This window comes from Pseudomonas sp. MF6755 (genome assembly GCF_016405635.1).
Taxonomy (GTDB): Bacteria; Pseudomonadota; Gammaproteobacteria; order Pseudomonadales; family Pseudomonadaceae; genus Aquipseudomonas; species Aquipseudomonas haemolytica.
Map to the genome: position 1 here is coordinate 1 of NZ_JAEKDA010000028.1, position 17239 is coordinate 17239.

Consider the following 17239-nt stretch of genomic DNA (forward strand, 5'->3'; position numbering starts at 1 on the left):
TGCGGGTTTGCTTGCGCTTGCCAGCGTACTCGGCGTCGGCGAAGGTCATCTGCTTCATCGGGAAACTCGGTGGGTGGGGTCGCGGTATTTTGCCAAATCAGAAAGTCTTTTTCAGAGTTTCCTTAACTCCTATTCGCCCGGCTATCTCGCCGCTCGGCACCCCCTACTCAATCAGGCAAGGAAACCAGAAACATGCCCACACCCGCGTACCTCTCCGTCACCGGTGTAAAACAAGGTTTGATCACCGCAGGTACATTCACCCAGGACTCGGTAGGCAACATTTATCAGGAAGGTCATGAGGACCAGATATTGGTGCAGGCCTTTGCCCATCAGGTCATCATTCCCCGTGACCCGCAATCGGGCCAGCCGACCGGTCAGCGCGTGCACAAGCCGCTGATGATCAGCAAGGTCTTCGACAAATCCTCACCCTTGCTCTTCAGCGCCCTGACCACAGGTGAAGAAGTGTCCTGCCGCCTGGAGTGGCTGCGCACCTCCTCCGCCGGGACACAGGAGCACTACTTCACCATTGAACTGGAAGGCGCAACCATCGTGGACATCCAGTCACGCATGCCCAACTGCCAGGACCCTGACAACGCCCACTTCACGCATTTGGAGGATGTGCACTTCACCTATCGCAAGATCATCTGGACTCACGAAGTCGCCGGCACTTCCGGCTCAGACGACTGGCGCAGCCCGGTAGCCGGCTAACCTCGCAGGAACGGCTGCCACGGAAGGCGCCGTTCCTGCTGGCCGGCTACACCATCGCCAGCGGATGCTTACGCTTGGGCGCGCCAAACACGCGATCAATCGCATCAAGGTCATGCTCATCCAATACCAGGGTTGCGGCCCTGGCATTGAGCCGGATGTGTTCGGGGGTGACCGCCTTGGGGATAGCGATAACACCCTCCTGGCGCAGGACCCAGGCGAGAGAGACCTGGGCGGTTGTCACGTCATGGCGATGGGCAATCTGCTTGAGGGTCGGGCTCGACAGCAGCTCACCACCCTGGGCGATAGGACAATAGGCCATCAGTGGCAAATGGTGCTGTTGCCACCATGGCAGCAGGTCGAATTCAATTCCGCGTTCTTCGATGTTATAGAGCACCTGGTTGGTCGCGCACGCCGGGGATGCGAGTTCCTGCAGGTCTGCCACATCGAAGTTTGAAACACCCCACCGGCCAATCTTGCCCGCCTCGCGCAAACGCTCGAAGGCTTCAACGGTTTCTTCAAGTGGGTACTGGCCGCGCCAGTGCAACAGATACAAATCAATGTAATCGGTGCCCAGGCGCTGAAGGCTGGCGTCGCAGGCGCGGGGCACGCCCTTGTGGCTGGCGTTATGGGGGTAGACCTTGCTGACCAGAAACACCTGGTCGCGCTTGCCTCGAATGGCCTCGCCGACCACCTCTTCGGCACCGCCTTCGCCGTACATCTCGGCGGTATCGATGAGGGTCAGGCCCTCGTCGATACCCAGTTGCAGCGCAGCGACTTCGGCGCGCCGCCGGCTCGGGTCTTCGCCCATGCGCCAGGTCCCCTGGCCGATGACAGGAACGGGAACGCCGGCCAGATCAATGGTACGCATGACAACCTCCTGGTGAATGTGCGGGTTAACAGTGTGGCATTGAGCGGACAAAAGGGTTCAATCGCAGTATGGTTGCCCTTTCGCCAGTCGCCAGGAATCACCGGTAATGCTGTTTGTCGTCATGCTCGGGGGCAAGCACCCACGGGCGAAAATTGAAGTACACGATGTGGCGTTCGCGGTGGCGGACACGTTGGAGGCCAGCTACCCGCAACTGCGCGACGCGTGGTTTGGCAGCCCCAAGGGCGTGCATATCGATTCGTGGATGGCCGTGGATGGCGTCGACGGCTGGAAAGTCGAACTCAGCCACCTGGCGCCCGCCGCCGAAACGCCCCGCCTGTACTTCATCAACTTGGGCGGCTATGAGGCCAATAGCTTTGGCGAGGCCCATCACTACCTGCTGGTGGTCGCCCGCAACAAGCAGGACGCCATGAGCAAGGGCAAGCAGCAGATGCTGGGCCATTGGTCCCAGGCGCACACCGACGGCGTGCTGGATATCGACGACTGCCTGCCCATCGATCTGGTGGACGGGCGCTATATCCATCTGGTGCAAGGGCCGCACCGACCGATAATGCAGCGCAACGACTATCTCATGCTGCCTTGAACCGGCACGCTGAAAAATGTGAGGGCTGGAAAACCGGTGGAACTTTGCCGAGAAATAACCGCCTGAATCCGGTACGCTCACCGTTTTTTACTCTAGGAGATTGTTCCCATGGCCAAAGCCACCGCCCGTCACATCCTCGTTTCCACTGAAGACAAGTGCAACGAACTCAAGGCCCAAATTGAAGGCGGCGCTGATTTCGCAGAAATCGCCAAAGCCAACTCCTCCTGCCCATCCAGCCGCGACGGCGGCAACCTGGGTTCGTTCGGCCCGGGCCAGATGGTCAAGGAATTCGACACCGTGGTATTCAGCGCACCGGTCAACACCGTGCAAGGCCCGGTGAAAACCCAGTTCGGTTATCACCTGCTGGAAGTCACCAGCCGCCAGGATTGATTCAATCTGCGCTGATGCTATAAACAACGGCCCACCCTTTGGTGGGCCGTTGTGCATCTGACGGCTGGCGATGCCCAGGCCGTTAGCGTACAAATCCTTATTCTTCTTTACCCGGCGTTCAAGGCTGATAATGCGATTGGCTTTTTCATCTCTGCTCTCTTCTACCCTGGCCCTGCTGTTGGCCAGCACTGCGGTGATCGCCGCCCCGCAAACCTACCTGACGGTCTACGGCGAGCCGGCCAAGTACTCCGCCGGTTTCAGTCATTTCGACTATGCCAACCCCAACGCCCCCAAGGGCGGCAGCCTGCGGCGCTCGGCGCTGGAGGTCGGGCGGTTCGACCATGTGCTGCCGTATATCGACAAAGGCATCGGCGTGTCCCAGGTCGACGGTTGGGTCTATGCGCCCCTGGCGCTGCGCTCGCTGGATGAGCCCTACACCGTCTACGGCCTGGTGGCAGAAAAGATGGAACGCGCTGACGATGGCCTGTCGCTGCGCTTCTACCTGAACCCCAAGGCGCGTTTCGCCGACGGCACCCCCATTACCGCCGAAGATGTACGCTACAGCTTTGATCTGCTGATGACCCAAGGCAGCCTGCGTTTTCGTACGTTATTTGCCGACGTCAAGCACGTCGAAGTCGAAGGCGAACGCCAGGTACGCTTCGATTTTTCCAGCAACGAAAACCGTACCCTGCCCCTGGATATCGCCACGTTGCCGGTGTTCCCCGAGCACTGGTGGAAGAGCCGCGACTTTGCCAATGGCGGCGGCTACGAAGCACCGCTGGGCAGTGGCCCGTACAAGGTCAGCAAGATCGACTCCGGCAGCACCATCACCTTTACCCGCGACCCCGATTGGTGGGGCAAGGACTTGCCGGTCAGCCGTGGCCTGTACAACTTCGATCACCTGAGCCTGGAATACTTCGGCGACACCGAAGTGGCGCGCCAGGTACTGCGCGGTGGCGCCTATGACTTCAACCGTGAGTTTTCCGCCACCGGTTACTCCATCGGCTACAACGGCCCGGCGCTGGACGATGGCCGCCTGCAACGCGCGCACCTGGCCAAGGAGATGCCGCAACCGGCCCAGGGCTATGTGTTCAACGTGCAGAAACCGATCTTCAAGGATCGCCGTGTGCGCCAGGCCCTGGCGATGCTGTGGGATTTCGAATGGGCTAACCGGCAGATGATGCGCAACCTGTATATCCGCCAACAGAGCTACTTTTCCAATAGCCCCCTGGCGGCTAGCCAACTGCCAACCCAAGAAGAGCTGGCGATCCTCGAACCGTTGCGCGGGCAGATCCCCGACGAGGTGTTTACCCAGGTGTTCAAGGCTCCGGTCACCGACGGCAGCGGGATGATCCGCGATAAACAGTTGCAAGCCCTGGCCCTGTTGGAAGACGCCGGCTGGAAACCGCTTGGCGACAAACTCGTCAACGCTCAAGGCGAGCCGCTGGAGTTCACTTTTCTCAATGTCCAGAACGGCCTTGAGCGCCTGTTGCTGCCGTACAAGCGCAACCTGGCGCAGATCGGCATCACCCTCAATATCCGCCGCATCGACTCCTCGCAGTACGTGAACCGCCTGATGGCCCGGGACTACGACATGATCGTCACCGGTTTCCCGGTCACCACCTCGCCGGGCATGGAGCTGTACAACTACTTCGGTTCTGCCGCGGCGTCCGATTCGGGCGCCAACAACTACATTGTGCTCAAGGATCCGGCCGTCGACACGCTGATCCACGGCCTGGTCAAGGCCGACACCCAGGCGCAGATGCTCACCTACGCCCATGCCCTGGACCGGGTGCTGCAATGGAATTACCTGTGGATCCCCAACTATTACCCGCCAGGGACCTCCGCCGCGTGGTGGAACCGTTTCGGCCGCCCGGCCATCGAGGCGAAGAACGACGAAGCCCTGGAAACCTGGTGGGAAGTCAGCCCCACGCCGCTGACTAACGAGCAAATGCAGGCCGAGCTGAAAAAACGCGGAGGAGCCCGTTGATGTTTGCCTATATCGTACGGCGCCTGCTGCTGATCATCCCGACGCTGGTGATCATCCTGTTGGTGAACTTCGTGATCGTGCAAGCCGCGCCCGGCGGGCCGGTGGAACAGGCCATCGCCCATCTGCAGGGTATTGGCGGTGGCGCGGTCGGTGGCTCTTCCGGCGAAGGCATCAGCAGCGGCTCGCGGGCCAGCCGCGGCCTGGACCCTAAGCTGATCAAGGACATCGAAAAACAATACGGCTTCGACAAATCCGCACCGGAACGCCTGTGGCTGATGCTCAAGAACTACGCCCAACTGGACTTCGGCAACAGCTTCTTTCGCGGCGCAACGGTGACCGAGCTGATCCTGGAAAAGATGCCGGTCACGATTTCCCTTGGCCTGTGGGCCACGTTGATCACCTACCTGGTGTCGATCCCTTTGGGCATACGCAAGGCCGTGCGCCATGGCAGCAGCTTTGATATGTGGAGCAGCACGGCCATCGTGATCGGTTATGCGATGCCGGCGTTTCTGTTTGCGATGTTCCTGATCGTGGTGTTCGCCGGTGGCACCTCGCTGAACTGGTTCCCGGTACGCGGGCTGGTCTCGGAAAACTTTGCCGAACTGAGCACCGTGGGCAAGATCGCCGACTACTTCTGGCACCTGGTACTGCCGGTGACGGCGTTGGTAATCGGCGGCTTCGCTACCTTGACTATCCTCACCAAAAATTCATTCCTCAATGAAATCACCCGCCAGTACGTGGTCACCGCCCGCGCCAAGGGCTTGAGTGAACGCCGGGTGCTCTACGGGCACGTGTTCCGCAACGCCATGTTGCTGGTGATCTCAGGCATTCCCCAGGCATTTATCAGCGTGTTCTTTGCCGGCTCGCTGCTGATCGAGGTGATTTTCTCCCTCGATGGCCTGGGGCGCATGAGCTACGAGGCAGCCGTATCCCGCGACTACCCAGTGGTGTTCGGTTCGCTGTTTATCTTCACGTTGTTCGGCCTCTTGATAAAACTCATCGGTGACCTCTGCTACACCCTGGTGGACCCGCGTATCGACTTCGCCGCGAGGAACGCCTGATGCTTAACCTGTCTCCCGTGGCCCGCCGGCGTTTCGAACGGTTCAAGAAAAACCGTCGCGGCTGGTGGTCGCTGTGGTTGTTTATCGGCCTGTTCATCCTGACCCTGGGCGGCGAGTTGATCGCCAATGACAAACCCCTGGTGCTCAGCTTCAAGAACGAGCTGTATTTCCCGGTGTTCAAGCGCTACACCGAACAGCAGTTCGGCGGGCAGTTGCCATTCCAGGCCGACTACCGCAGTGACTACGTGCAAAAGCTGATCAAGCAGGATGGCGGCTGGATGCTGTTCCCACCGATTCCGTTCAGCGACGACACCCCCAACTACGAGCTGACCCGCCCGGCCCCGAGCCCGCCGTCGGCGGTGAACTGGCTGGGCACCGATGACCAGTCCCGCGATGTGTTGGCGCGAGTGATCTTCGGCGCACGGGTGTCGATCCTGTTTGCCCTGGCCTTGACCGCCATCAGCGCCGCCATCGGCATCGCCGCCGGGGCGTTGCAGGGTTACTACGGCGGCTGGGTGGATTTGCTCGGGCAGCGCATTCTGGAGGTGTGGTCCGGGCTGCCGGTGCTGTACCTGCTGATTATTCTGTCGGGGTTTGTCGAGCCGAATTTCTGGTGGTTGCTGGGGATCATGGCGCTGTTTTCCTGGCTGGCCCTGGTGGACGTGGTGCGCGCCGAGTTCCTGCGTGGGCGCAACCTGGAATACGTCAAGGCCGCACGCGCTCTGGGTTTGGGCGACGGCAAGATCATTCGCCGGCATATCCTGCCCAACGCCATGACCGCGACCCTGAGCTATTTGCCGTTCATTTTGACCGGGGCGATTTCCACCTTGAGCGCCCTGGACTTCCTCGGTTTCGGCATGCCTGCCGGCAGTGCATCCCTGGGCGAGTTGATCGGCCAGGGCAAGCAGAACCTGCAAGCGCCCTGGCTGGGCCTGACCGCGTTTTTCACCTTGGCGCTGATTTTGTCGTTGCTGGTGTTTATCGGCGAGGCGTTGCGTGACGCCTTCGACCCTCGCTCATGAGTAATTGCCTATGAACCTGATCGAAATCCGCGACCTGAGCGTCGCGTTCAGCGGCCAGACCGTGGTGCGCAACCTGAGCCTGGACGTGCGCCCCGGCGAGTGCCTGGCGCTGGTGGGTGAGTCGGGCTCGGGCAAGTCGGTGACGGCTCATTCGATCCTGCAACTGCTGCCCGAAGCCGGTACTGAAACCACCGGTTCCATCACGTATCGCGGCCAGCAGTTGCTTGGCGCAGCACCGGCCACTCTGCAAAAGTTGCGCGGCAATCGCATCGCGATGATCTTCCAGGAGCCGATGACTTCCCTGAACCCGTTGCACAGCATTGAAAAACAGATCGGCGAAACGCTGCTGCTGCACAAGGGCCTGGGTGGCAAGGCGGCGCAGGCGCGCATCCTGGAATTGCTCGAGCTGGTGGGCATCCAGAAACCCCAGGAGCGGCTCAAGGCCTATCCGCACCAACTCTCCGGTGGCCAGCGCCAGCGGGTGATGATCGCCATGGCTCTGGCCTGCGAGCCGGAACTGTTGATTGCCGACGAACCCACCACAGCGCTGGACGTGACCGTGCAGCGCAAGATCCTGCTGCTGCTCAAGTCCTTGCAGCAACGCCTGGGCATGTCGCTGTTGCTGATCAGTCATGACCTCAACCTGGTGCGCAGCATTGCCCAGCGGGTATGCGTGATGCGTGCCGGGGAAATCGTCGAGCAGGCCGACTGCCAGACCCTGTTTACAGCCCCGCAGCACCCTTACAGCCGCCTGCTACTGGACGCCGAGCCCACGGGCGATGCGCTGTGCGGTGATGAGCGCGAGACGGTGTTGCAGGTGGATGACCTCAGCGTGAAGTTTCCCCTCAGTGGCGGGTTGTTTCGGCGCAAGACTTATCTGCATGCTGTCGATGGCATCAGCCTCAGTGTGCAGCGCGGCAAGACCTTGGGGATTGTCGGCGAGTCCGGCTCGGGCAAGTCCACCCTGGGCCAGGCGATCCTGCGCTTGCTCGACTCCACCGGCAGCATCCGTTTCCAGGGTGAGGCGCTCGACCCGCTGAATCCAAAGCAGATGCGCCCATGGCGCAAGCAGATGCAGGTGGTGTTCCAAGACCCCTATGGCAGCCTCAGCCCGCGCATGTCGGTGCAGCAAATCATCAGCGAGGGCCTGGAGGTGCACGCGCCCTGCAGCCTGGCCGAGCGCGATGCGCAAGTGATCCAGGTGCTCAAGGACGTGGGCCTCGACCCCGCCAGCCGGCATCGCTACCCCCATGAATTTTCCGGCGGCCAGCGCCAACGTATCGCCATCGCCCGCGCGCTGGTGCTCAAGCCGGCGCTGATGTTGCTCGACGAGCCCACCTCAGCCCTGGACCGTACGGTGCAGAAACAAGTGGTGGCGCTGCTGCGTGAACTGCAGGACAAATATGCCCTGACCTACCTGTTTATCAGCCATGACCTGGCGGTGGTCCGCGCCATGGCCCATGACATGATCGTGGTCAAGGATGGCAAGGTGGTGGAGCGCGGCGCCAGCCATGACGTTTTCGAGGCACCACAGCACCCCTACACCAAGGAACTGCTGGCAGCGGCGCATATTCCCTTGTGATCATTAACAGGATTCTGCCTCCATGAGCACGAGCCTCAAGGACTACCCACGCGTTCGCGGCCTGGCCATCCAGTCGTTGTTCGAGATCATCGAGCAGTCCAGCGAAGGCACGGTCATTGTCGACCGCGACGCGAATATCGTCTGGATGAACGAGCGTTACGCCAAGCGCTTCGGTCTCAAGCGTGCCGATGAAGCCATCGGCCAGCCCTGCGAGCAGGTGATCTCCAACAGCCTGCTGCGCCAGGTGGTGCGCAACGACCAGCCGATCCTGCTGGATATCCAGGACACCCCCAAAGGCCCGCTGGTGGTGATGCGCCTGCCGATCCACGACGATGCCGGGGCGGTCATCGGCGCGATTGGGTTTGCGTTGTTCGATGAGCTGCGCAACCTGTCGCCGCTGATCGAGCGTTACCTGAGCATGCAGCAAGAGCTCGCCTCGACGCGCTCGCTGCTGCGTTCGCGGCAAAGCAAATACAACTTCGCGCACTTTATCGGCACCAGCGCCGCCAGCCTTGAGGTGAAGCGCCGGGCGCGGCGCAGTGCGAGCGCCGAGTCGCCGGTGTTGCTGCTGGGAGAAACCGGCACCGGCAAGGAACTGCTCGCCCAGGCCATCCACGGCGCGTCACCGCGGGCGCACAAAGCCTTCGTGAGCATCAACAGCGCGGCGATTCCCCATGACCTGCTCGAAGCCGAGTTCTTCGGCACCGCACCCGGCGCGTTTACCGGCGCCGACCGCAAGGGCCGCCCCGGCAAGTTCCAGATTGCCCAGGGCGGCACGCTGTTTCTCGACGAAATCGGCGACATGCCGCTGCCGCTGCAAAGCAAACTGCTGCGGGTGTTGCAGGAAAAGGAATTCGAACCAGTGGGTTCCAACGAGATGCTGCACAGCGATGTGCGGGTGATTGCAGCCACCTCCATGGACCTGGAAGCGGCGATCAAGCGTGGCGAGTTTCGTGCGGATTTGTATTACCGGCTGAATGTGCTGCCGATTCAGGTGCCACCGTTGCGCGAGCGCCTGGAAGATATTCCGGCGTTGAGCGAGGCGATTCTCGAAGAGCTGCGCAGCCAGCATGAACTCGACCGCGATGCCCTGGCGTTGTTGGCCCAGCATGCGTGGCCGGGGAATATCCGCGAGTTGCGCAATGTGCTGGAGCGGGCGGCGTTGTTGAGTGATGACCTGGTGTTGAATGCCAATGAGATCCGCGCGGCGATTGGCACTTTCAGTCCGGTGCAACGAGGCGCGGTGGCGGCGGTCGAGGGTGAAACGTTCGCGGCGGCGCGGGAGCGGTTTGATCGGCAGGTGATTGGCGCGGCGTTGCAGGCGTGCGCGGGGAATGTGGTGGAAGCGGCCAGGCGATTGGGGCTGGGGCGGTCGACGTTGTACAAGAAGATGGTAACGTTGGGCCTCACCCAATCTCAAAATTAAGACTTAACTCTCAATATAAAGACAATCCAATGTGGGAGGGGCTTGCTCCCGATAGCAGAGTGCCAGGCTGAGCATCTGTACCTGACCCACTGCTATCGGGAGCAAGCCCCCTCCCACATTTGGTATTTGTTTGTCTCAAAGTAGAGATAATATTTCAAAGCGCTGTTGAAACTCCTGAAAATATTGTTGTTTTTCAATCAGTTAAAAACATGGCACACATCTGGCTATAGCCCTTCCCACCGCTTCACCCCACAAAAATAACAATCCGATGGAGACACACCATGAGTGTGATCATTGCCCTGGCCGCGCTCGCGCTGCTGATGCTGGCTGCGTACCGTGGCTACAGCGTTATCCTGTTTGCCCCCATTGCCGCCCTCGGCGCGGTGCTGCTCACCGACCCCTCCGCCGTCGCCCCTGCCTTTACCGGGGTGTTCATGGAAAAAATGGTCGGCTTTATCAAGCTGTATTTCCCGGTGTTCCTGCTCGGTGCGGTGTTCGGCAAGCTCATTGAGCTGTCGGGCTTTTCGCGCTCCATTGTGGCGGCTGCGATCCGCTTGCTCGGCACCCGCCAGGCGATGCTGGTCATCGTGTTGGTCTGCGCCCTGCTCACCTACGGCGGCGTATCCCTGTTCGTCGTGGTGTTTGCGGTATACCCGTTCGCGGCGGAGATGTTCCGCCAGAGCAATATCCCCAAGCGCCTGATCCCGGCCACCATCGCCCTCGGTGCGTTTTCGTTCACCATGGACGCCCTGCCCGGCACCCCGCAGATCCAGAACATCATCCCCAGCACCTTCTTCAACACCACCGCCTGGGCCGCACCGTGGCTGGGGCTGATCGGTACGATCTTCGTATTCTGCGCCGGCATGCTCTACCTGGCGCGCCAGCGCAACAAGGCCCAGCGTGCCGGTGAAGGCTATGGCACCGAGCTGCGCAATGAGCCGGAAACCGCCGAGAACCTGACCTTGCCCAACCCTTGGGTCGCGCTGTCGCCGCTGATCCTGGTGGGGGTGATGAACCTGCTGTTCACGCACTGGATCCCGCAGTGGTACGGCAAGACCCACAGCCTCAGCCTGCCAGGCATGAGCGCGCCAGTGACCACCGAAATCGCCAAGCTCACCGCGATCTGGGCGGTGCAGGCGGCGCTGCTGGTGGGGATTATCGTGGTGTTGGTGTTCGGCTTCTCGGCGATCAAAAGCAAGCTGGCCGAAGGCAGTAAAAGCGCGGTGAGCGGTGCATTGCTCGCGGCCATGAACACCGCATCGGAATACGGCTTTGGCGCGGTGATAGCCTCGTTGCCGGGCTTTCTGGTGCTGGCGGACTGGCTCAAGGGCATCCCCAACCCGCTGGTCAACGAAGCGATTACCGTGACCCTGCTCGCCGGTATCACAGGTTCGGCCTCCGGCGGCATGAGCATCGCCCTGGCGGCGATGTCCGAAAGCTTTATTTCAGCGGCCCACGCGGCCAATATCCCCCTTGAAGTGCTGCACCGAGTCGCGGCCATGGCCAGCGGCGGCATGGACACCCTGCCCCACAACGGCGCGGTGATCACGCTGCTGGCGGTCACCGGGCTGACCCACCGCGAAGCCTACAAGGACATTTTCGGCATCACGATCATCAAGACCCTCGCGGTGTTCGTGGTGATCGGTACTTTCTACGCCACCGGCATTGTGTGAGGTTTTCATGACGACTTTGAATGGCAAGACCGCCCTGGTCACCGGCTCCACCAGCGGCATCGGCCTGGGTATAGCGCTGAGCCTGGCCAAGGCCGGCGCCAACCTGATCCTCAACGGCTTTGGCGACGCCAGCGCGGTGATCGCCCAGGTGCAGGCATTTGGCGGCAAGGTCGGGCACCACCCGGCAGACGTCAGCGACCCGGCGCAGATCGCCGACATGCTCGCCTACGCCGAGCGCGAATTCGGTGGCGTGGACATTCTGGTCAACAACGCCGGCATCCAGCATGTGGCCGCGGTGGAGGATTTCCCGGTGGAACGCTGGGATTCGATCATCGCTATCAACCTGTCCTCGGTGTTCCACAGCACACGCCTGAGCTTGCCGGGCATGAAGGCCAAGGGCTGGGGGCGTATCGTCAATATCGCCTCGGTGCATGGCCAGGTCGGTTCAGTCGGCAAAGCCGCGTATGTGGCGGCCAAGCATGGGGTGATCGGCCTGACCAAAGTAGTGGGCCTGGAAACCGCCACCAGCAACGTGACCTGCAACGCCATCTGCCCGGGCTGGGTGCTGACGCCATTGGTGCAGAAGCAGATCGATGATCGCGTTGCTGCTAGGGTCGACCCGCAGCAGGCGCAACAGGATTTGCTGGCGGAGAAACAGCCGTCACTGGAGTTTGTGACGCCGTCACAGTTGGGTGAGCTGGTGCTGTTTTTGTGCAGTGAGGCCGGCGCCCAGGTGCGTGGTGCGGCGTGGAATATCGATGGTGGTTGGTTGGCCCAATAAGAAGCCAAACACTGGAGTTCTAATGTGGGAGGGGGCTTGCTCCCTCCCACATTGGAACGCTGTTGTTTGGAAGACCGATACAAGAACAAGAGATTTCGCAATGTCCGACATCCTCTGGCAACCCTCCCCCGAACGCATCGCCAACACACGCATGGACCAGTTCCGACGTTTCATCAATGCTCGCCACAGCCTGCAGCTCAGCGACTACCCCGCCCTGCACCAGTGGAGCATCGACCAGCGCCCGGACTTCTGGCAGGCGATTATTGCGTTCTTCGACGTACAGTTTCGCAGCCCGCCCACGGCGGCCCTGATCGAAGGCACCGAAATGCCCAGTGCCCAGTGGTTTCCCGGCGCCACCCTGAACTTTGCCGAACACCTGTTGCGTCGCCGCGATGATCACCCGGCCGTGGTGGCGATCAGCGAAGATGGCCAGCGCGAACAACTGACCTACGCCGAGCTGGCCGCCCACGTCGCCGGCCTGCAACAGAGTCTGCGCGCAGCGGGTGTCGGCATTGGGGACCGCGTCGCCGCGTGCATGCCCAACACCTGGCAAACCCTGGTCGGCATGCTCGCCACCACCAGCCTCGGCGCAATCTGGTCGTGTTCCTCGCCGGACTTCGGCACCCAGGGCGTAATCGACCGTTTCGGCCAGATCGAACCCAAGGTGCTGATCACCTGCGCCGGTTACCGCTATGCGGGCAAAAGCATCGACCAGAGCGCCAAGCTCAATGAAATCCTCGAACGCCTGCCGTCCCTGCAACAACTGATCATCGTGCCCTACGCCCGGCCCGAGGCGCAGGTTGGGGACTACACCACCAAAGCCCGGATCGCGCTGTGGGACGACTTCTACCTCGCCGGCGGCGAGCCTGAATTTGTTGCGGTGCCGTTCGATCATCCGCTGTACATCCTCTATTCCAGCGGCACCACCGGCGTACCCAAGTGCATCATCCACGGCACTGGCGGCGTGCTGCTCACCCACCTCAAGGAACACGGCCTGCATGCCGACCTCGGCCGCGAGGATTGCCTGTTCTACTACACCACCTGCGGCTGGATGATGTGGAACTGGCTGGTGTCGGTGCTGGCGCTCGGCGCCACGGCGGTGCTGTATGACGGCTCACCGTTTCATCCTGGCCCCGAACGTTTGATCGACCTGATCGATGCGGAAAAAATCAGCGTGTTCGGCACCAGCCCCAAATTCCTCGCCACCCTGGAGAAAGCCGGGCTGCAACCACGCCTGAGCCACGACCTGGGCAGCCTCAAGGGCCTGATCTCCACCGGCTCGCCGCTGTCACCCCAGAGCTATGACTATGTGTACCGCGAGATCAAGGGCGAGCTGTGCCTGTCATCGATGTCTGGCGGCACCGATATCGTCTCCTGCTTTGTGATCGGCAACCCGGTGCTGCCGGTGCGGCGCGGTGAGATGCAGTGCAAGAGCCTGGCAATGGCCATCGAAGTCTGGGACGACCAGGGCCGCCCGCTGGTCGGGGAAAAAGGCGAACTGGTGTGTACCCGGCACTTCCCTGCCATGCCCATCGGGCTGTGGAACGACCCTCAACAGACCCAGATGCGCGCCTCCTATTTCAGCCAGTTCCCCGGCGTATGGGCACAAGGAGACTATGCCGAGCAAAGGGCCAATGGCAGCCTGTTGATTCATGGGCGCTCCGACGCGGTGCTCAACCCCGGCGGCGTGCGCATCGGCACCGCTGAGATCTATCGCCAGGTGGAAAAATTCCCGCAGGTACTGGAAAGCCTCGCCATCGGCCAGCGCTGGCAGGACGATGTGCGCGTGGTGCTGTTTGTGCGTCTTGATGACGGGATCGAACTGGATGAGGCGCTGCAACAGCAGATCCGCCAGGTGATCCGTGCCAATACCACACCGCGCCACGTGCCGGCCAAGATCCTCGCTGTCACGGATATCCCCCGCACCATCAGCGGCAAGATCGTTGAATTGGCGGTGCGCAACGTGGTGCATGGCGAGCCGGTAAAGAACACCGATGCCCTGGCCAACCCCCAGGCACTGGAGCAATTTCGCAATCGAGCTGAATTGGATTATTAGATGAAAGGTTTCAGCGCTGACGCGGCGTTTTGAAGAAAAAACCTCAATGCATGCTATTTTTCGGGGGTAGTCATCCATTGTTGTCCCTTGGGACAATGGGTGTTGTCATTTTTCAAAGCGTCAAACTCAGGGCTTTTTCATGAATGGTACATCCACCGGTAGCGAAGCCGCTGCACTGATCAAGCGGCTGGACTGGGCGCAAAGCCCCCTCGGTGAGGCCAGTGATTGGCCGCAAAGCCTGCGCACAGCCGTCGATATCGTCGTACATTCGCCGATGCCGATGGTGTTGCTGTGGGGGCCGCAACTCACTCAACTCTACAACGATGGCTTTGCCCGACTGGTGGGCAACAAGCACCCCGTCGCCCTTGGCCAGCCGGCGCACCACACCTGGCCGGAGCTGGAAAGCTTCGCGGCGCCGATCTACGACGCTGTCCTTGGCGGCCAGGTGCGCACCTTCAGCGAGCAGCGCTTTGTGGTGCAACGCCAGGGTCGCGACACCGAAATCTGGCTCGACCTGACCTACAGCCCGGTGCGCGATGAAAGCGCCTTGGTGGCCGGCATCCTGGTCACAGCCATCGAAACCAATGAACGGCGCAGCAAAACCCTCGAACTGCAGCAGCGTTCCGAAGAGAGCCTCAAGGCCCAGCACAACACCGAGCAGCGCCTGCAACTGGCACTGGCGGCCACCGATGCCGTAGGCACCTGGGACTGGGACATCGGTGAAGACCGCTTCATTGCCGATGCGCATTTCGCCTACCTGCACGGCGTCGACCCGAATGACGCCGGCCTGCTGCCCATCAGCGCCTACCTGCAAGGCGTGCACCCCGAAGACCGCGGCATGGTGGCGCGCAGCATCAAGCATTGCATCACCTTCGGTACCGAATACGCCGAGGAGTACCGTCTGCTGCAAGCCGACGGCCAGGTGCGCTGGGTATTCGCCCGTGGCCGTTGCTACAAGGACCCACAGGGCCGGCCTGCACGTTTCCTCGGTGCCGCGCTGGACCTCACCGAGCGCAAACACACCGAACAGGCCCTGCGCCAGAGCCAGACCGAGCTGCAACTGATCATCAACGCCATGCCGGTGCTGATCGGCTATGTCGATCACCAACAGCGCTTTCGCCTCAACAACAGCGCCTACCTCGACTGGTATGGCAAGACGCCTCAGGAGCTGTACGGCAAGACCATCCGCGAAGTGCTCGGCGATGAGATCTATGCCGGACGCGCAGACAAGATCAGCGCCGCGCTCAACGGCAAGGCATGCAGTTTCATGACCGTCACGCCCCATCGCGATGGCCGCCCGCGCCATGCGCTGATGAAGTACCTGCCGCGCTTCAGCAATGATGGCTCGGTGAATGGTTTTTATATCTTTGTGATCGACGAGACCGAACGCAAACTCACCGAAGAAGCTCTGCGCCATCTCAACGAAAACCTTGAAGAACGCGTGGCCCAGCGCACCCAGGCGCTGGCCGAGGCCAACCAGCGCTTGCAAAACGAGATGTTCGAACGCGAGCGTGCCGAAGACGCCCTGCGCCATGCACAGAAGATGGAAGCGGTGGGCCAGTTGACCGGCGGTATCGCCCACGACTTCAACAATATGCTCACCGGCATCATCGGCAGCCTGGACCTGATGCAGCGCTATATTGCCGCCGGGCGCAGCGACGAAATCGGCCGCTTTGCCGATGCCGCCGTGTCCTCCGCCCACCGCGCGGCCGCCCTCACCCATCGGCTGCTGGCGTTTTCGCGGCGCCAGTCGCTGGACCGGCGCCCCACCGACCCCAACCAACTGGTGGCGTCCCTGGAAGACCTGTTCCGGCGTACCAAGGGCGCGCATATCACGCTCAAGGTGCAACTGGGCAAGGACATCTGGCCGGTGAACACCGACGCCAGCCAATTGGAAAACGCCCTGCTCAATCTGGTGATCAACGCCCGCGATGCGATGCCCGACGGCGGCGAGCTGTTGATCGAAACCGCCAACAGCTACCTGGACGGCACCGACATCACCACCCTGGAGCCGGTCAAGGCCGGCGACTACGTGATGCTCGGCGTGAGTGACAACGGCAGCGGCATGGCGCCGAAAATCCTCGCCAAGGCTTTCGACCCGTTCTTCACCACCAAGCCCATCGGCCAAGGTACCGGCCTTGGTTTGTCGATGATCTACGGCTTTGCTCAGCAGTCCGGTGGGCATGTGACGATCCAGAGCGAACCGGGCCAGGGCACCAGTGTGCGCCTGTACCTGCCGCGCCTGCATGGCACCGCACTGGAAAGCAACCTGCCCGCCAGCCTGACCGAAGCGCCGTTGGCCCTGGCCGGTGAAGCGGTGGTGGTGGTCGAAGACGACCCGGCGGTGCGCATGCTGGTGGTCAACGTCCTTGATGAACTGGGCTATACCGCCCACCAGGCGGCGGATGCCCGTGCCGCGCTGCCGTTACTGGAATCGGATCTGCGCGTGGACTTGTTGGTGACCGACGTCGGCCTGCCGGGTATGAATGGCCGGCAACTGGCAGAAATCGCCCGCCAGCATCGCCCCGGCCTGCGGGTGTTGTTCATGACCGGTTACGCCGAAAAAGCCGCCGAGCGCCAAGGCTTCCTGGAGGACGGCATGGACATGGTGGCCAAGCCGTTTTCCATCGATCTGCTGGCCACCAAAATCCGCAGCATGATCGGCGTCGACGCATGAGTTCAGGCATAATCGCGCGCCGTCGCACACCTGGTAGAGATCAATGAAAGCCCAAGCCCGTCATATCCTGGTGAAAACCAGCGAAGAAGCCGAACAACTCAAGCAGCGCATTGCCAAGGGCGAAGCCTTTGACGTGCTGGCCAAGAAGTATTCCACCTGCCCATCGGGCAAGCGTGGCGGTGACCTGGGTGAAGTGCGGCCCGGGCAGATGGTGGGGGCGATTGATGCGGTGATCTTCAAGAAGCCGGTGAAGGTGGTGCACGGGCCGATCAAGAGCAAGTTTGGTTATCATTTGGTGCAGGTGTTTTACCGGGACTGATGGGCTTGGCTGTACACCGCCATCGGGAGCAAGCCCCCTCCCACACTAGACTGCATTCCTTCAGTTGGAATAGGGTCAACTGTGA

General features: G+C 61.5%; 14 protein-coding genes. 13 read left to right on the top strand and 1 reads right to left on the bottom strand.

Annotation, left to right across the window (positions count from 1 at the left end; genetic code table 11):
• Positions 1-192: 192 nt before the first annotated feature.
• Positions 193-708, top strand: coding sequence for an Hcp family type VI secretion system effector (locus JFT66_RS27760; RefSeq protein ID WP_034119926.1), 516 nt, complete (start codon positions 193-195; stop codon positions 706-708).
• A 46-nt stretch (positions 709-754) separates the two neighbouring features.
• Here the strand turns inward: JFT66_RS27760 and JFT66_RS27765 are convergent, their stop codons facing one another.
• A complete protein-coding gene (locus JFT66_RS27765; protein WP_034119927.1) occupies positions 755-1576 on the bottom strand; it encodes an aldo/keto reductase in 822 nt (273 codons plus the stop codon).
• Positions 1577-1682: 106 nt separating this feature from the next.
• Between JFT66_RS27765 and JFT66_RS27770 the strand changes: the two genes are divergently transcribed.
• From JFT66_RS27770 to JFT66_RS27825, 12 genes are all read left to right on the top strand, one after another.
• Positions 1683-2177 (top strand): DUF1543 domain-containing protein, encoded by a 495-nt coding sequence (locus JFT66_RS27770; RefSeq protein WP_153871798.1) that lies wholly within the window; start codon positions 1683-1685, stop codon positions 2175-2177.
• Between the two features lie 108 nt (positions 2178-2285).
• Positions 2286-2567 (top strand): peptidylprolyl isomerase, encoded by a 282-nt coding sequence (locus JFT66_RS27775; RefSeq protein WP_010210937.1) that lies wholly within the window; start codon positions 2286-2288, stop codon positions 2565-2567.
• 130 nt (positions 2568-2697) lie between these two features.
• On the top strand, positions 2698-4557 hold the full coding sequence (locus JFT66_RS27780; RefSeq protein WP_198860519.1) for an extracellular solute-binding protein: 1860 nt from the start codon (positions 2698-2700) through the stop codon (positions 4555-4557).
• Positions 4557-5618 (top strand): microcin C ABC transporter permease YejB, encoded by a 1062-nt coding sequence (locus JFT66_RS27785; protein ID WP_153871796.1) that lies wholly within the window; start codon positions 4557-4559, stop codon positions 5616-5618. The genes JFT66_RS27780 and JFT66_RS27785 overlap by 1 nt, the downstream gene beginning before the upstream one ends.
• Positions 5618-6640 (top strand): ABC transporter permease, encoded by a 1023-nt coding sequence (locus tag JFT66_RS27790; protein ID WP_034119933.1) that lies wholly within the window; start codon positions 5618-5620, stop codon positions 6638-6640. Before JFT66_RS27785 ends, JFT66_RS27790 begins: the two co-directional genes overlap by 1 nt.
• A 10-nt stretch (positions 6641-6650) precedes the next feature.
• Positions 6651-8222 carry an ABC transporter ATP-binding protein gene (locus tag JFT66_RS27795; protein WP_198860520.1) on the top strand — a complete coding sequence of 524 codons (1572 nt, stop codon included), beginning with the start codon at positions 6651-6653 and terminating at the stop codon, positions 8220-8222.
• A gap of 22 nt (positions 8223-8244) precedes the next feature.
• On the top strand, positions 8245-9648 hold the full coding sequence (locus JFT66_RS27800; RefSeq protein WP_198860521.1) for a sigma-54 interaction domain-containing protein: 1404 nt from the start codon (positions 8245-8247) through the stop codon (positions 9646-9648).
• 281 nt (positions 9649-9929) lie between these two features.
• Entirely contained in the window at positions 9930-11321 is a 1392-nt protein-coding gene (locus JFT66_RS27805) for a GntP family permease (protein WP_034119939.1), read from the top strand.
• 7 nt (positions 11322-11328) lie between these two features.
• Positions 11329-12102 carry a 3-hydroxybutyrate dehydrogenase gene (locus JFT66_RS27810; protein ID WP_198860522.1) on the top strand — a complete coding sequence of 258 codons (774 nt, stop codon included), beginning with the start codon at positions 11329-11331 and terminating at the stop codon, positions 12100-12102.
• Between the two features lie 100 nt (positions 12103-12202).
• Positions 12203-14158 (top strand): acetoacetate--CoA ligase, encoded by a 1956-nt coding sequence (locus JFT66_RS27815; RefSeq protein ID WP_198860523.1) that lies wholly within the window; start codon positions 12203-12205, stop codon positions 14156-14158.
• Positions 14159-14297: 139 nt separating this feature from the next.
• Positions 14298-16835: a PAS domain-containing hybrid sensor histidine kinase/response regulator gene (locus tag JFT66_RS27820; protein ID WP_034119942.1), complete on the top strand. Its 2538-nt coding sequence runs from the start codon at positions 14298-14300 to the stop codon at positions 16833-16835.
• A gap of 43 nt (positions 16836-16878) precedes the next feature.
• Positions 16879-17154: a peptidylprolyl isomerase gene (locus JFT66_RS27825; protein ID WP_003174397.1), complete on the top strand. Its 276-nt coding sequence runs from the start codon at positions 16879-16881 to the stop codon at positions 17152-17154.
• The last annotated feature ends 85 nt before the right edge of the window (positions 17155-17239 follow it).

Bases quoted from the DNA above. Each gene is read 5' to 3' on its own strand.
- JFT66_RS27780 (WP_198860519.1), top strand. From the start codon at position 2,698: ATGCGATTGGCTTTTTCATCTCTGCTCTCTTCTACCCTGGCCCTGCTG.
- JFT66_RS27800 (WP_198860521.1), top strand. From the start codon at position 8,245: ATGAGCACGAGCCTCAAGGACTACCCACGCGTTCGCGGCCTGGCCATC.
- JFT66_RS27760 (WP_034119926.1), top strand. From the start codon at position 193: ATGCCCACACCCGCGTACCTCTCCGTCACCGGTGTAAAACAAGGTTTG.
- JFT66_RS27765 (WP_034119927.1), bottom strand. From the start codon at position 1,576: ATGCGTACCATTGATCTGGCCGGCGTTCCCGTTCCTGTCATCGGCCAG.
- JFT66_RS27775 (WP_010210937.1), top strand. From the start codon at position 2,286: ATGGCCAAAGCCACCGCCCGTCACATCCTCGTTTCCACTGAAGACAAG.
- JFT66_RS27820 (WP_034119942.1), top strand. From the start codon at position 14,298: ATGAATGGTACATCCACCGGTAGCGAAGCCGCTGCACTGATCAAGCGG.
- JFT66_RS27770 (WP_153871798.1), top strand. From the start codon at position 1,683: ATGCTGTTTGTCGTCATGCTCGGGGGCAAGCACCCACGGGCGAAAATT.
- JFT66_RS27810 (WP_198860522.1), top strand. From the start codon at position 11,329: ATGACGACTTTGAATGGCAAGACCGCCCTGGTCACCGGCTCCACCAGC.
- JFT66_RS27805 (WP_034119939.1), top strand. From the start codon at position 9,930: ATGAGTGTGATCATTGCCCTGGCCGCGCTCGCGCTGCTGATGCTGGCT.
- JFT66_RS27790 (WP_034119933.1), top strand. From the start codon at position 5,618: ATGCTTAACCTGTCTCCCGTGGCCCGCCGGCGTTTCGAACGGTTCAAG.
- JFT66_RS27795 (WP_198860520.1), top strand. From the start codon at position 6,651: ATGAACCTGATCGAAATCCGCGACCTGAGCGTCGCGTTCAGCGGCCAG.
- JFT66_RS27825 (WP_003174397.1), top strand. From the start codon at position 16,879: ATGAAAGCCCAAGCCCGTCATATCCTGGTGAAAACCAGCGAAGAAGCC.
- JFT66_RS27815 (WP_198860523.1), top strand. From the start codon at position 12,203: ATGTCCGACATCCTCTGGCAACCCTCCCCCGAACGCATCGCCAACACA.
- JFT66_RS27785 (WP_153871796.1), top strand. From the start codon at position 4,557: ATGTTTGCCTATATCGTACGGCGCCTGCTGCTGATCATCCCGACGCTG.